Raw genomic sequence first — 13,441 nt, forward strand, 5'->3', positions numbered from 1 at the left:
AGCCAGGGCGGCCCATGCGCCCGCCGCCGCGCACCTCACCCGAAGGCTTCCGCGGTGAGGGTGCCGAACCATGCCTCGCCAAAGGCGGCTTCCTCGGTACGCACGGCCGTCGGAGCGTCGAGCGGCGAGGTGCCGCCGGCGCCTTCCACTTCTGCCAGCAGGCCGTCCTTTGGGCTGTACACACCGGTGATCGAAATGCCGTAATCGGGCGCCAGCAGGCTGTAGCAGGTGTTGATCAGCTTCGGCTCACCCGGCGCGCGGCCACGCAGCAACTCGATGACGGCGCTGGCGCAGGCCTTGGCCTGGGCGTTGGCGGTGAAGGCGGATTTCGGCATGGCGCCGCCAATCGCCGCGTCGCCTATGACGTGGACATTCGGCACGAGGCGGGACTCGAAGGTGACCGGGTCGATCGGGCACCAGCCGGTACGGTCGGCGACGCCGGCGATCGCGGCGATGGCGCCGGCGCGCTGCGGCGGGATGACGTTCGCCACCGCCGCGCGGTGCTCGCCGAATTCGGTGCGCAGCGTCCGGGTCCCGGCGTCCACCTCGGTCACCGCCCCGCCGGAGGATAGCGACACCCATTCGATCATGCCGGGATAGAGCGCGGCCCAGCCCGCCTCGAACAGGCGCTGCTTGGAGAAGGCGTCCTTGGCGTCGAGGATGAGGATTTTCGAACGCGGCTTGTGGGCCTTGAGGTAGTGCGCCATCAGGCTCGCCCGCTCATAGGGGCCGGGCGGGCAGCGGAATGGGTTGGCGGGCACCGAGAGGACGACAAGGCCGCCATCGTCCATCGCTTCCAGTTGGCGGCGCAGCAGCAGGGTCTGCTCGCCCGCCTTCCAGGCGTGGGGCATCAGCTCGGCCGCCGCGGCGTCGTAGCCGGAAATGGCGTCGAAACGCATGTCGATGCCCGGCGCGACGACGAGGCGGTCATAGCCGAGCCGCGTTTCGTCGGCGAGCACGACACGACGCTGCTCCGCCTCGACCCGAACCGCCTTCTGCGGCACATGGACGATGCCGTCCGCCTCGATCCCGGCATAGCCGAAATGCTGGTCCTTGATGTCCCGCAGTCCGGCAATGACTGCGTTGCTGAGCGGACAGGCGGTATAGTGCGCGTTGGGCTCGACGAGGGCGACCGCGACCTGCGGGTCTTCCCGCTTTACGGCACGGGCGAAGCTGGCGCCGGCAAAGCCGCCGCCGATCACCACGACCTTCGGCGCGGCCTGAGCATGCACGATCGGACTGCCAAGCGCGGCGCACGCGCCGGCAGCCAGCCCCTGCAGCATGCTCCTACGGCTGAGCGGGAGCGTTGCCGCCGGCGGCGAAATAGTCGGCGAGGGCGCGCGTTTCCTCATCGGTGAACCCCTTGGCGATGCGCGCCATCACGGTCGAGCGGCGCTCGCCCGTGCGGAACGCGGCCATCTGCGACACGATCTGCCCGGCGGGCTGGCCGTTCAGGCTCGGGACCGGCCCCGTGCTGGCGGTGCGCGGATGGCAACCCGAACAGGATGCCGCCCCGCGCGGCGGCGCGGCATTCGCCGACGCTGTGGATGCGACGATCCACAGCGCCGGCAGCAGGAGATGGAACAGGCGCATCAGGCAAGCTCGTGGTTCTTCAGCGGCAGGGTGCGATAACGCTTGCCGGTGGCCGCAAACAGCGCATTGAGCACCGCCGGCGCCGCGACCGCGATGGTCGGCTCGCCGACCCCGCCCCAGAAGCCGCCGGAGGGCAGGATGATGGTCTCCACCGCAGGCATTTCCGCCATGCGAAGCACCTCGTAAGTATCGAAGTTCTCCTGCTCCATCCTGCCGCCCGCGACCGTGCATTCGCCATAGAGGCAGGCGGAGAGGCCGTAGACGAAGGAACCCTCGACCTGCCGCTCCACCTGTGCGGGGTTGACCACATGGCCGGGGTCGGTGGCGGCGACGATGCGGTGGATCCTGAGCTGGCCATCCTCGACAGACACCTCGGCGGCGGCAGCGACATAGGAGCCGAAGCCCATGATCTGAGCGAGACCACGGAAGCGCCCTGCGGCGGGTGGTGTCTCCCAGCCGATGCCCTTGGCCGCCGCCTCCAGCACGGCGAGGTGCTTGGGATGGTTCGCCATCAGCTTGCGGCGGAAGGCGAGCGGTTCGGCACCGGCCGCGTGGGCGAGCTCGTCGACGAAGCACTCCATGTAGATGGCGTTCTGGTTCAGGTTCACGCCGCGCCAGAAGCCGGGGGGAATCGGCGGGTTGCGCATGGCGTGGTCGATCAGCAGGTTCGGTACGGTGTAGGCGAGATGGCCTTCCGGCAGGTTTGCCGTCAGCCCCTGGAAGACGACCGGGTCCATCCCTCCCTGCATGCCTTCCGGCCGCACCGCGGCGAGGATCGACTGGCCGGAAATGCGCATGTGCAGTGCCGTGACGTTCCCATCCGCATCCAGCGCGCCGGTGAGCTTGGCCTGGGTGGTCGGGTGGTAGGCGCCGTGCAGCATGTCCTCCTCGCGCGACCACAGCAGCTTGACCGGGGTGCCCGGCATCTGACGGGCGATGCTGACGGACTGGCGGACATAGTCCTGGAAATTGCCGCGCCGACCGAAGCCGCCGCCCAGATGAATCTTGTGGACCTCGCACTGGGCGACCGGCAGCCCGGAGGCCTCGGCGGCCGCGGCGAGGCTGGCTTCGCCGTTCTGGGTCGGCACCCAGACATCGCATTTCTCCGCCGTCCAGAGTGCCGTGGCGTTCATCGGCTCCATGGTGGCGTGGTTCTGGTAGGGGAAGGCATAGGTGGCGGTGATGACCTTGCCGCCGGCGGCAGCGACCCGGGCAAGCTCGGTCTTCGCATCGCCCTGTTTGTTGCCGACGAAGGCTTCATCGGCCTCCAGTCCCTCCGCCAGCGTCTGGCGGATGGCGGCGCTGGTCAGGTCCTTGTTGGGGCCTTCGTTCCAGGTGATCGGCAGGGCATCCAGTGCGGTCTTGGCGCGCCACCAGGTGTCGGCGACGACGGCGACGGAGGTGTCGTCCACCTTCAGCGCCTTTTTCACGCCGGGCATCGTCTCGACGGCCGCGGCATCGAAGCTCGCCAGCGTGCCGCCGAAGATGGGGCAGGCCTTGATGGCGGCGTTGAGCATGCCCGGCAGCTTGAGGTCCGCACCGTAGACCTGGCGGCCGGTGAGCTTCTCGACCGTGTCGAGACGTGCAAGCGGCTTGCCGGCGATCTTCCAGTCCTTCGGGTCCTTCAGCGTCACGTCGCTCGGCGGCGTCAGGCGGCCGGCGGCTTGCGCCACCTTGCCGAAGCTGGTGGAGCGCCCGCTGGGCCCATGGGTGATGACGCTGTTCGCCGCCGCGCATTCGCCGGCTGGCACGTTCCATTCCGCCGCCGCCGCCGCGATGAGCATGTGGCGTGCGGCGGCGCCGCCCTTGCGGACATAATCATGGGAATCGCGGATGCCGCGGCTGCCGCCGGTCGAGTAGCTGCCCCAGACGCGGTTGCGCTTGAGATTTTCGCCCGGCGGGGGATATTCGGTGGTGACCTTCGACCAGTCGCATTCCAGTTCCTCGGCGACGAGCTGGGCAAGGCCGGTCAGCGTGCCCTGGCCCATTTCGGAGCGGGCGATGCGGATGACGACCGTGTCGTCGGGCTTGACCACGACCCAGGCATTGATCTCCGGGGGCAATGCGGAGGCCGCGTCCTGCGCCAGCGCGGGGATGGCGAACGGTACATGGAAGCCGAGCGACAGGCCGCCGACCGTGGCGGCCGAGCCGACGATGAAATTACGGCGCGACACCGACTGATTGATGCTCATCACGCTCTCCCTCAGCCGGTCTTGCCGTCGGCCGCCATATGGATGGCGGCACGGACGCGGTTATAGGTGCCGCAGCGGCAGATATTGGTGATCTCGGCGTTGATGTCCTCGTCGGTCGGCGTCGGGTTGGTCTCCAGCAGGCTGGCGACGGCCATGATCATGCCGGCCTGGCAATAGCCGCATTGGGGAACGTCGAGTGCCAGCCAGGCCTTCTGCACCGGGTGCGCGCCATCCGGCGACAGGCCCTCGATGGTGACGATCTTCTGGTTGGCCTCGATAGCGGAAAGTGGCATCACGCAGGAGCGCGTCGCCACGCCGTCGATATGGACCGTGCAGGCGCCGCACTGGGCGATGCCGCAGCCGAACTTGGTGCCGGTCAGGCCGATCTGCTCGCGCAGCACCCAGAGAAGCGGCGTATCGGGCTCGGCCTCGACGTCGTGCGTCTGCCCGTTGACGGTGAGCTGGACCATGATGGACTCCCGGCTGGAGAAACGGTGCATGCCGCTCGAGCCGGAAGGCAGCAGCGCTCCGGCGACAGGACGGCTTGGCGTTGGTCGACCGGGAAATGCTAGGCACGCGGTGTCGCAGAAGCGTGCCGCCCTCGCGCATGATTGTCGCGATGTGTCGCTGGGGAGGATTCAGATAAGAATTGATACAAAGTGGGTCAGCCCTACTCCGGAAGACCCCGCGCGCCTGCCGGGAGTGCCGTGGCGCGCGGGGGGGCGTGAGCCCTTCTGCCTTCCAGCCTTCAGCCGGTGCTCGCCCGGAAGTAACCCGCTTCCCGGATATCGGTCAGAAGATCCGGCCCCGTGGCGACCCACCCCAGAAGGGCTCGGGTCTGTTGGCTGGAGGCTGCCTGATCCAAGGCGGCAAATCCGGAGAACCAGCCGAAATGATCGCCCGCCTCCGCCGGGGTCAATGACACGCAGGGAATGCCGAGCCCGGCCGCGATAGCCTGCGCGATCTCGCGGAACGCGATGCCCTGTTCGGCCACCGCGTGGAAAGTGCCGGAGCCGGGGCCGTGCTCGACGGCGAGGCGAAAGGCGCTGGCGGCATCCTTCACATGCACCGCCGGCCAGACATTGCTGCCCTCGCCGATATAGGCCGACAGACCCTTCTGCCGCGCCATGTCGATCAGCATCGGCACGAAGCCATGGTCGCCCTCGCCATGGACGGAGGGCGGCAGGCGCATGATGCCTGCATGGATGCCGCGCTCGGCGAGCGCGCGTGCCGCGGCCTCCGACGCCCGGGGATAGGCGTGCGAGGGCGGCCGGGCGGCATCGGCCTCCAACGCGACGCGCCCGGCGGCGTCAAGCGATGCGAGGCCCGATGTGACGATCAGCGGTTTGCTCGTGCCCTCGATCGCGGCGCCAAGGGTCTCGATGGCCGCCCGATCGATTGCGCAAGATTCCGCGAACCGGGAAAAGTCGTGGATGAAGCCGGTATGGATGATCGCGTCGCAGGTCCGCGCGCCCTGCTCAAGCGTTGCGGGGGCTTCGAGAGCGCCGCGAAGGATTTCCGCGCCTACCCGCCGGAGCTGGTCGGCACCGCGATCCGAGCGGGCCAATCCTAAAACCCGATGCCCGTTTGCCAGAAGTTCCGCTGTCACGGCCGAGCCGACAAACCCTGTCGCGCCGGTCACAAATACTCGCATGGCCATTCTCCTTCTTGCCGGGAAGAAGAATGCCGAGCAGAATATACCCAGTTAAAGATGTGAGTTTATACTATTATAATGATCAACATGCTGGATGCCGCCTGCGATGCGAACCGTCTTGGAGCCTTCCTGAAGGATCGCCGGGAACGGCTCGATGCCGCTGCGCTCGGCTTTGGCGGTCGGCGCCGGACACCGGGTCTCCGGCGCGAGGAAGTGGCTCAGCGGGCTCATATCAGCACCACGTGGTACACATGGCTCGAACAGGGGCGCGGGGGTGCGCCCTCGCCGCGTGTGCTCGACAGTCTCGCCAGGGCTCTCATGATGACCGAGGCGGAGCGGGAGCATCTGTTCCTGGTCGGCATCGGCCATCCGCCGAAAGCCCGTACTCCCGAGCGCGAAGGCATTTCGGGGCGCCTGCAGCGGTTCCTCGATGCCATGCCGATGATCCCGGCGACCGTCGCCACCGCAATGTGGGACATCGTCGGCTGGAACCGCGCGGCGCGGCTGGCTCTCACGGACTACGAAGCCCTGCCTCCCGGCGAGCGGAACATATTGCGGCGGATGTTTCTCGATCCGGCGACGCGCGCGGCTCAGCGCGACTGGGAGCCGGTGGCGCGATTTCTGGTTGCCACCTTTCGCGCGGGAACGGCGCGCGCGGGGGACGACGGGCGGGCGGCAGAACTCGTCGCTGAACTCTCCGCCAAGAGCGTCGATTTCAGGCACCTATGGAAAGAGAACGCCGTGCAGATGACCGGGGAAGGCGCGAAGACGATCCGCCACCCGGTGGTGGGGGAGATCACCTTCGAATTCTCGTCCTTTGCCGTCGATGGTCGACCGGACCTCAGGCTGATGGTCTATGTCCCGGCGGACGGTATTGACCTGGAGAAGATGCACCGGCTGTGCGGGTCCGTTTAGCGGAAAGCGGTCATTTCGCGCGCGTCGGGTTGCGAGTCCGAAGGTGCGTTCAGCTGGGCGTTATTGGTGCGGCCATAATAGAGGTCGGCGTTACAGCAATGAGAATTATATGAATTGTTCATGTTTATAATGATGATAATGGCTCGTATTATCTGAGTATTCGTCAATATTTATAGATAGTCTTTATTCTAGTTTCTACGAGCGCTTTGCCGAGTTGCATGGATATTTTGAGTTTCAACCGCCTCATTCCAACGAGGCTGGTTGCCGCTTGTCCTGTCGCACGAGCAGCGTGGGGCGCGCCGACGCGGCACAGGACGACGTCAAGTGGCGGGAGGTGCCGAGCTCTGCCGCCGCGGGCTCGTCGTCGAGTTCTTCCGACGTGAAGGCAGGCGTGCACACGCGATGCGTTGTGAGGACCGCAGGCGGCGCGGCGGGCGGCGGCACGGAAGCCCCGGCCGGCATCAGCACGAGCATGCCGATGGCGGCGGCACAGAGTGTGCCTTCCACCAGCAGGACATCGATGAGCCGTCCCCTTCCTTCAAGCCGTCGCTGGACGTAGTCGGGGTGCTGGTCTTCGCTAAGCTTTTTCATGACGTTCCTTCCGTCAGGCCCTGCGAGGATGCGGAGCGCCCCTGGGGCGTCGCGGGCGTGGGACCACGCCGCCTCGACTGATGCGGAGGGAAGGTTAGCGGGCATTTGTCGCGCAGTTTGCGCAGTGGGGCGCCAACTTTGTCGTGACCTGTCGCCGCCGCCCGCTGCGCGTACGAACTGTTACAATATGGCGCCGCCTGCCGTTCAGACTGGTCCGCTTCCACCCCCGCCGGGCCGCTGCGGAGGAGAGAGCGCCAGCATCGAGGTGACGCTCGCCGACGCTGGGCCGGCAGGTGCGTCGCGCTTCGGCATGCCGTTGACGAAGGGCATGAGTTGCAGCCGCGCGATGGTCAATACGCGGCGCAGCTCCTCGACGGGGTGCGGATGCTCGTCGACCCGGAGGTCGAGCGCGGGATAATCCTCGGGGCCCTGAAGGCGCAGGCTGGCTGATTGCCGCCCGCGCCGGTCGCCGCCCGCACCGTCACCCCCCTCCATGGCGCGCATCAGCCGCTCGTCGAGCGGCGCGCCGATGCTGGTGCGGAAGGCCGCCGCCATGGCGGCGATCACCTCCGGGCCGGTCAGCATGTTGCCCTGCACGGCGAAGCCTTCGCCGGTCTCCTGCCCGCACCAGGGTGTGCAGTCCGCACCGGTGAAGGCGGCAGCCTCGCCCGCCGCGTTCACCAGCCCGATCTGGCGCAGCTCCCGTGCGCTGTCGCCCGCAAGAACGGTGTCGAGCGCGGCACGGGCGGACATCCCGCCGGCAATGGCGTCGAGCGCGCCGAGGGCGAGATAGGGGTTCACCCAGGACTGGGTCGACACCGCCCCGACATTGGCCCGCGTGAACGGGCACATGGAGCCGACCGCCGGCACGGCGGTGGCGACCGCGACGCCGAGAAGGCCGGTGGACGAGCAGCGGGCGACGATGGAGAAGGTCACGAGGCGTCTCCTGTCTCACACGCTCAGATGCTTCAGCACGCGCTCACGGGCATCGGCCTCGGATGCAGCGCCCGTCTCGGCAATCTCGCCGCGGTCGAGCACCGCCCAGCGATCGGCCACCGCCAGCGCGAAGGGCAGATGCTGCTCGACCAGCAGCATGGTGGTGCCGTGGCGGTCCCGCGCGTTGCGTATCACCCCGGCGAGCCGGTCGATGACCGAGGGTTGGAGCCCTTCCGTGATCTCGTCGATGAGGAGAAGCCTGGCCCCGGTCGCCAGCGAGCGGGCCATCAGCAGCATCTTCTGCTCGCCGCCCGACAGCGTGCCGGCACGCTGCTTCAGGCGCTGGAGCAGGAAGGGGAAGGAGGCTTCCACCTCGGCGAGCGCCGCCTCGAAATCCGGGTGCCGCACGGCGAGGCGCAGATTTTCCTCCACCGTCATGTCCTGGAACAGCGCCTTTTCCTGTGCGACATAGCCGACGCCGAGGCGGGCCACCCGGTGCGGGGAGAGCCGCGTCGCCTCGCTGCCGGCAATGGCCACCGTCCCGGTCATCTTCGGCAGGAAACCCATTACCGCCTTGAGCAGGGTCGACTTGCCCATGCCGTTCTTGCCGAGCACGGCGAGGATCTCGCCGGGCGCGATGGAAAGGCTTACCTCGCGCAGCACCACCGCGCCGGCATAGCCGCTGGAGAGGGCGTCGACGGCGAGGATGTTCATGCCGGCATCTCCTTCGCGGTGGATGGCGCTGTCTCGTGATCGATGCCGGCGTGGCCGGAACCGGCATAGACCTGCTTGACCAATTCGGAGGCCACCACCTCCTCCACCGAGCCGTCGAGCACGATGCGCCCCTGATGCAGCACGATGACGCGCGAGGAAATCTCGCGGACGAAATCGAGATCGTGCTCCACCAGCAGCACGCACAGGCCCTGTTTCCTGGTGAGGTCGATCAGGATCGCGCCGATCTGCATGCGCTCGGTCTTGGTGAGGCCGGCGGTCGGTTCGTCGAGCAGCAGCACCCGCGGCTCCAGCGCCAGCACCATGGACAGTTCCAGCGCCTGCTTCATGCCGTGCGAGAGCAGGTGGGCAGGGGTGGCAAGCTGCCTGTCGAGGCCGGTTGTGGCAATGACGTGCATCGCCGCCTCCGGCAGTGGCAGATGGCTCGCGCGGCGCCACAGCGAGGGACGGGCGTGGCGCACGCGGGCGATCTGCAGGCACTGTGCGACGGTGAGCGTCTCGAACACATTGGCCATCTGGAACTTGCGGCCCACGCCGAGCGCGACGCACGCTTCCGGCGGCTTGCGGCCGATGTCGTAGCCATTGACGACGATGCTGCCGGCCGAGCGCTCGGCGCCGTCGGCGATGCAGCGCATCAGCGTGGTCTTGCCGGCACCGTTGGGGCCGACGAGGCTGACGAGTTCGCCGGCGCGGGCCTCGAAATCGATCGCCTCCAGCACGGTGAGGCTGCCGAAGCGCTTGGCGACGCCGGCCACTGCCAATGCCGGACCATCGCCGGGCTCGACCCCCTGGGACTCGGCGGGGTCGAGCGTCGAGAGCGTCACGGCCGCCGTCGGAGCGGCCCGGCGGGGACGCAGCAGGCCGAGGAGGTTGCGCGGCAGGTCGAATACCACCGGCAGCAGGCCGCGCGGGAAGGCGACGATCACCAGCGCGAACAGCACGCCGATGATGAGCTGCCAGATGAACGGATAGTCGCCGGCGAGCTGGGCGCTCTCATAGTCCACGATCAGTGCGCCGAACACCGGCCCGAGCAGCGTGCCGCGCCCGCCCAGCGCGGTCCAGATGACGAGCTCGGTGCCGAAGACGAAGCCGGCGAGTTCCGGCGCCACGACCATGGCGTAGCCGGCATAGATATAGCCGGCCACCGCGCCGATGGCGGCGCAGGCGAGGTAGACGAGGATTTTCAGCCGCGAGGTGTCGAGGCCGAGATATTTGCAGCGCTGCTCGTTCTCGCGCACCGCGACCAGCAGCCGGCCGGCGTCGCTCTTGACGAAGATATAGGCGAACGTCGTGACCACGACGAGGAACGACCCCGCCAGCCAGAACCAGGCTTCCATCGACAGGTCGAAGCTCATGAAGCCGGACAGGCCGCTCGACGAGCCGGTGAAGGTGCCGCCGGAATAGAGCAGCTGTGTCGCCACGATGGGCAGCACCAGCGTGATCACCGAGGCGTAGAGCGCCGAGGCGCCGTGCCAGAAGGCCAGCCAGCCGATGATCGCCGCGACCAGCAGGGCGCCGCCGACGCCGAGGCCCAGCGCCAGCAGCGCATTGGGCGGCGTGAAGTCCATATGGGTGAAGACGAGGCCGGCAGCATAGGCGCCGCAGGCGAAGAACACCGATTGACCGAAGGTGAGGATACCGAGGAAGCCCCATAGGAGATCCACGGTGAGCGCCACCGCCGCATAGAGCAGCGAGCGGGTGAGGACGTTCACGGAATAGGTGTCGAGAACGTAAGGGCCGACGAAGATCGCCGCCAGCGCCAGAAGGGCGACGGCGAGGATGAGGGAGAGGCGGCGCGCTTCAGTCACGGGCGAACCCCTTCGGCCGGATGCGCAGGATGACGGCGGCGAGCACCGCGATGGTGAGGCCACCGAGCACCGGGCTGAAATGGGTGGCGACCAGCACCTGCGCCCCGCCGAGCACCAGACAGGCGAAGAGAAGGCTGACCAGCGAGGCGCCGGAGACCAGCACCAGCATGAAGGCGTTGACGAGCCACGGCACGCCCATCTGCGGATCGACGCTAGAGAGCGGGGTGATCAGCGCGCCGGCGATGCCGGCCAGCGCCGAGCCGAGGGTGAAGGTGAGGAAGCGCACCAGCCCGCTATTGATGCCGAGGCCGCGGGCGAGGTCCTCGTTCATGATCACCGCGCGCGTCTCCAGCCCCAGCCGCGTGCCCTGCAGCAGGGCGGTGAGAGCGATGCCGAGCGCGGCGGCGATGCCGACAAGGGCGAGGCGGTAGGCGGAATAGCTCTCGCCGAGCAGATCAAGCGTGCCGCTCAGCGGCGACTGGGTGAACTGCACGCCGCGGCCGAACAGGATCGTAATGAGCTGGCCGATGATGATCGACAGGCCCCAGGTGGCGAGGATGGCGTCGAGCGGACGGGAATAGAGCGGGCGCACCACGAAGCGTTCGATGGCCATGCCCGCGACGCCGCCGAACAGCGCGGCGACGGGGATGGCGAGCCAGGGGTTGAGCCCGGCCTGCGTGGTGACGAGCGCGGCATAGCCGCCAAGCGTCATCAGCCCACCATGGGCGAAGTTGATGATCTTCATGACGCCGAACACGAGCAGCAGTCCGGTCGCCACCACGTAGAGGATCGCGGCGGTCGTCACGATGTCCAGCGTCTGGCCGATCATGCGGAAGTCCTTGTCTCGAAGGCAGGCCGTCGAAGGCCTGCCATCCCCGGAGACCGGGGATGGCGGGGAATGGAGCCTCGGCTCACTTCAGCTTCGGGCACTGCTCGCCGGGATCGACGTCCTTGAACGTCGAGATGATCGCGACCGATCCGTCGCCCTTCACCTGGCCGAGATACATGGTCAGCGGCGCGTGGCGCTGCTTGTTCATCACGATGGTGCCGCGCGGGCCGGCCACCGCCACCTCGGCCAGCGCCGGGATCACCTTGGCGGCGTCGGTCGTGCCCGCCTTCTCCACCGCCGCCTTGTAGGCGTAGACGGCCTCATATTCCGGCACGGAGAGGTCATTCGGGGTCTTCAGGTCCTTGCCGAACTTCTTTTCCATCGCGGCGAGGAAGGCCTTGTTGGCCGGAGTATCGATATTGGTGAAGTAGGAACCGGCGATGTAGATGCCCTCGGCATCCGGCCCCATGCTCTTGGCGGTGCCCTCGTCGACGGCGAGATTGCCGTAGAGCGACTTGATGCCCGCCGCGCGCAGCTGCTTGGTCAGCGTCACGTTCGGCGCGCCGCCCGCCGTGGAGGTGATGATGGCGTCCGGGTTGGCGGCTTTCACCTTGGAAAGGATGGCGGTCCAGTCGGTGGCGTCCATCGGCGCGTATTCGTCGCCGACGATCTTGCCGCCGGTCTTCTCGATATACGCCTTGGTGAAGGCCAGCATGCCGCGGCCGAAGGCGTAGTCGGAGCCGATCAGGAAATAGGTCTTGGCGCCTTCCTTGTTGAAGAAGTCGACGATGGGGGCGACCTGCTGGTCCGGCACCCAGGCGTTCACATACATATACGGGCTGCAGGACCGGCCCTCGTAGAACGAGGTGTAGATGTAGGGCGTCTTGCCGCGATTGACGATCGGCAGACCCGCATTGCGTGCCGCGGACGTCTCCATGGAAATCAGGACATCGACCTTCTTCTGAAAGATCAGTGAGTCGAAGGCCTTCTGCGCGCCCGCCGCGCCGGAGGCGTCATCGGCGACTTCCAGCACGACCTTCTTGCCGAGGATGCCGCCCTTGGCGTTGATCTCCTCGACGGCGAGTTCCGCCGACTGGACGACCGAGGGAGCAACGACCGAATTGGCGCCCGACAGGCCGACGGGGATGCCGATCGTGATGGTGTCGCCGGCGGCGAATGCCGGGCCGGCGAGAAGACCGGCGGCGAACACGCCGGCCATCAGCAGGGAGGTACGGGACATGGCTTTCTCCGGAAGGTTATGTTGGTGTTCTGCGGTGGGGAGTGGGCGTCAGTACCAGCCCCGAGCGATGTCGGAGCCGAGCATCTCGGCGTAGACGTCGGTGCGCCGGTCGCGGAGCACCTGGTTGAAGTCGTTCCAGTTGCGGGCGCGGCGGGCGGCGCCGAGGTCGATCTCGGCGCTGACGATCTCTTCGCCGCTGCGGCTCGCCGGGCCGGCCACGGGCCAGCCGGTGTAGCTGACGATGACGCTCTGGCCCTCGAAAGGCTGGCCGCGCTCCGTGCCGATGCGATCGGCACAGGCGATGTAGAGCGAATTGGAATGGGCGGCGGCCATGGCGAGAATGTTGGCCATGGCCTCGCGGCCTTCGGCCTGGCCGGGAATCGGCACCCAGTTGGTCGGCACGCAGACGATGTCGGCGCCCTGAAGGGCTTGCAGCCGGAAGGTCTCGGGGAACCACCCGTCGTAGCAGATGGCGACGCCGATGCGGCCGATGGCGGTGTGGAACACCGGGAAGCCGTTATTGCCGGGCTCGAAGAACAGGTTCTCGTTGCCCCACAGATGCATCTTCCGATAGGTGCCGACATGGCCCTCGGGGCCGATCACCACCGCGCTGTTGTAGAGCGAGGTGCCCTCCCGCTCGGTGATGCCGGCGACGATGTGCAGCCCGCGCGCGGCGGCGATCTTCGCCCAGGCCGCGCAACTCGGCCCATCGGGAACGGTCTCGGCGAGGGCGAAAGCCTCCTCGCGGGTCTCGAAGACATAGCCGGTGTTGGCGAGTTCCGGCAGGACGAGCAAGGTGGCTCCCGCGTCGGCGGCCCTGCCGATGAGGTCGAGCGAGTGCTCGACATTGGCGCTCGTGTCGCCAAAGCGCGGCTCCATCTGGATGCAGGCCACGCGGACAAGACTCGAACTCGGCATAAGGGCACACCTCTGCGATCGCCGCGGCGCCCC

Annotated in this window: 13 protein-coding genes; 1 reads left to right on the forward strand and 12 read right to left on the reverse strand. The window is 67.6% G+C overall.

Annotated features, from left to right (window positions below; genetic code table 11):
- Window positions 1-35: 35 nt before the first annotated feature.
- From ACO2RV_RS14850 to ACO2RV_RS14870, 5 genes are all read right to left on the reverse strand, one after another.
- Window positions 36-1,283 carry an FCSD flavin-binding domain-containing protein gene (locus ACO2RV_RS14850; RefSeq protein ID WP_423294278.1) on the reverse strand — a complete coding sequence of 416 codons (1,248 nt, stop codon included), beginning with the start codon at window positions 1,281-1,283 and terminating at the stop codon, window positions 36-38.
- Between the two features lie 4 nt (window positions 1,284-1,287).
- A complete protein-coding gene (locus ACO2RV_RS14855) occupies window positions 1,288-1,593 on the reverse strand; it encodes a c-type cytochrome (protein WP_423294280.1) in 306 nt (101 codons plus the stop codon).
- The gene (locus tag ACO2RV_RS14860; protein ID WP_423294282.1) at window positions 1,593-3,785 is read right to left on the reverse strand and encodes a molybdopterin cofactor-binding domain-containing protein; all 2,193 of its coding nucleotides are present in this window, start codon (window positions 3,783-3,785) and stop codon (window positions 1,593-1,595) included. Before ACO2RV_RS14860 ends, ACO2RV_RS14855 begins: the two co-directional genes overlap by 1 nt.
- Before the next feature lie 11 nt (window positions 3,786-3,796).
- Complete coding sequence (locus tag ACO2RV_RS14865; RefSeq protein WP_423294284.1) at window positions 3,797-4,255, reverse strand: (2Fe-2S)-binding protein; 459 nt, start codon at window positions 4,253-4,255, stop codon at window positions 3,797-3,799.
- 278 nt (window positions 4,256-4,533) lie between these two features.
- Window positions 4,534-5,439, reverse strand: coding sequence for an SDR family oxidoreductase (locus tag ACO2RV_RS14870; protein ID WP_423294285.1), 906 nt, complete (start codon window positions 5,437-5,439; stop codon window positions 4,534-4,536).
- A gap of 87 nt (window positions 5,440-5,526) precedes the next feature.
- On the opposite strand from ACO2RV_RS14870, the gene ACO2RV_RS14875 reads away from it, so the two are divergent.
- Entirely contained in the window at window positions 5,527-6,354 is an 828-nt protein-coding gene (locus tag ACO2RV_RS14875; RefSeq protein WP_423294377.1) for a helix-turn-helix transcriptional regulator, read from the forward strand.
- A gap of 243 nt (window positions 6,355-6,597) precedes the next feature.
- Here the strand turns inward: ACO2RV_RS14875 and ACO2RV_RS14880 are convergent, their stop codons facing one another.
- The 7 genes from ACO2RV_RS14880 to ACO2RV_RS14910 form a co-directional block, all read right to left on the reverse strand.
- Complete coding sequence (locus tag ACO2RV_RS14880) at window positions 6,598-6,945, reverse strand: hypothetical protein (RefSeq protein ID WP_423294287.1); 348 nt, start codon at window positions 6,943-6,945, stop codon at window positions 6,598-6,600.
- A 204-nt stretch (window positions 6,946-7,149) separates the two neighbouring features.
- Window positions 7,150-7,881: a DUF1028 domain-containing protein gene (locus tag ACO2RV_RS14885; protein WP_423294289.1), complete on the reverse strand. Its 732-nt coding sequence runs from the start codon at window positions 7,879-7,881 to the stop codon at window positions 7,150-7,152.
- Between the two features lie 15 nt (window positions 7,882-7,896).
- Window positions 7,897-8,595, reverse strand: a complete 699-nt coding sequence (locus tag ACO2RV_RS14890) for an ABC transporter ATP-binding protein (protein ID WP_423294291.1) — start codon at window positions 8,593-8,595, stop codon at window positions 7,897-7,899.
- Window positions 8,592-10,421, reverse strand: a complete 1,830-nt coding sequence (locus ACO2RV_RS14895; protein WP_423294293.1) for an ABC transporter permease subunit — start codon at window positions 10,419-10,421, stop codon at window positions 8,592-8,594. Before ACO2RV_RS14895 ends, ACO2RV_RS14890 begins: the two co-directional genes overlap by 4 nt.
- The gene (locus tag ACO2RV_RS14900; protein ID WP_423294295.1) at window positions 10,414-11,250 is read right to left on the reverse strand and encodes a branched-chain amino acid ABC transporter permease; all 837 of its coding nucleotides are present in this window, start codon (window positions 11,248-11,250) and stop codon (window positions 10,414-10,416) included. Before ACO2RV_RS14900 ends, ACO2RV_RS14895 begins: the two co-directional genes overlap by 8 nt.
- 82 nt (window positions 11,251-11,332) lie before the next feature.
- A complete protein-coding gene (locus ACO2RV_RS14905) occupies window positions 11,333-12,469 on the reverse strand; it encodes a substrate-binding protein (RefSeq protein ID WP_423294379.1) in 1,137 nt (378 codons plus the stop codon).
- Window positions 12,470-12,538: 69 nt separating this feature from the next.
- Window positions 12,539-13,369 (reverse strand): nitrilase family protein, encoded by an 831-nt coding sequence (locus tag ACO2RV_RS14910; RefSeq protein ID WP_423294381.1) that lies wholly within the window; start codon window positions 13,367-13,369, stop codon window positions 12,539-12,541.
- Between the last annotated feature and the right edge of the window lie 72 nt (window positions 13,370-13,441).

Source organism: Ancylobacter sp. VNQ12, from assembly GCF_049445835.1.
GTDB lineage: Bacteria > Pseudomonadota > Alphaproteobacteria > Rhizobiales > Xanthobacteraceae > Ancylobacter.

Excerpts from the sequence above, each read along its gene's own strand:
- ACO2RV_RS14870 (WP_423294285.1), bottom strand. The coding sequence starts at position 5,439 with ATGCGAGTATTTGTGACCGGCGCGACAGGGTTTGTCGGCTCGGCCGTG.
- ACO2RV_RS14905 (WP_423294379.1), bottom strand. The coding sequence starts at position 12,469 with ATGGCCGGCGTGTTCGCCGCCGGTCTTCTCGCCGGCCCGGCATTCGCC.
- ACO2RV_RS14875 (WP_423294377.1), top strand. The coding sequence starts at position 5,527 with ATGCTGGATGCCGCCTGCGATGCGAACCGTCTTGGAGCCTTCCTGAAG.
- ACO2RV_RS14855 (WP_423294280.1), bottom strand. The coding sequence starts at position 1,593 with ATGCGCCTGTTCCATCTCCTGCTGCCGGCGCTGTGGATCGTCGCATCC.
- ACO2RV_RS14900 (WP_423294295.1), bottom strand. The coding sequence starts at position 11,250 with ATGATCGGCCAGACGCTGGACATCGTGACGACCGCCGCGATCCTCTAC.
- ACO2RV_RS14860 (WP_423294282.1), bottom strand. The coding sequence starts at position 3,785 with ATGAGCATCAATCAGTCGGTGTCGCGCCGTAATTTCATCGTCGGCTCG.
- ACO2RV_RS14850 (WP_423294278.1), bottom strand. The coding sequence starts at position 1,283 with ATGCTGCAGGGGCTGGCTGCCGGCGCGTGCGCCGCGCTTGGCAGTCCG.
- ACO2RV_RS14910 (WP_423294381.1), bottom strand. The coding sequence starts at position 13,369 with ATGGAGCCGCGCTTTGGCGACACGAGCGCCAATGTCGAGCACTCGCTC.
- ACO2RV_RS14865 (WP_423294284.1), bottom strand. The coding sequence starts at position 4,255 with ATGGTCCAGCTCACCGTCAACGGGCAGACGCACGACGTCGAGGCCGAG.
- ACO2RV_RS14880 (WP_423294287.1), bottom strand. The coding sequence starts at position 6,945 with ATGAAAAAGCTTAGCGAAGACCAGCACCCCGACTACGTCCAGCGACGG.
- ACO2RV_RS14890 (WP_423294291.1), bottom strand. The coding sequence starts at position 8,595 with ATGAACATCCTCGCCGTCGACGCCCTCTCCAGCGGCTATGCCGGCGCG.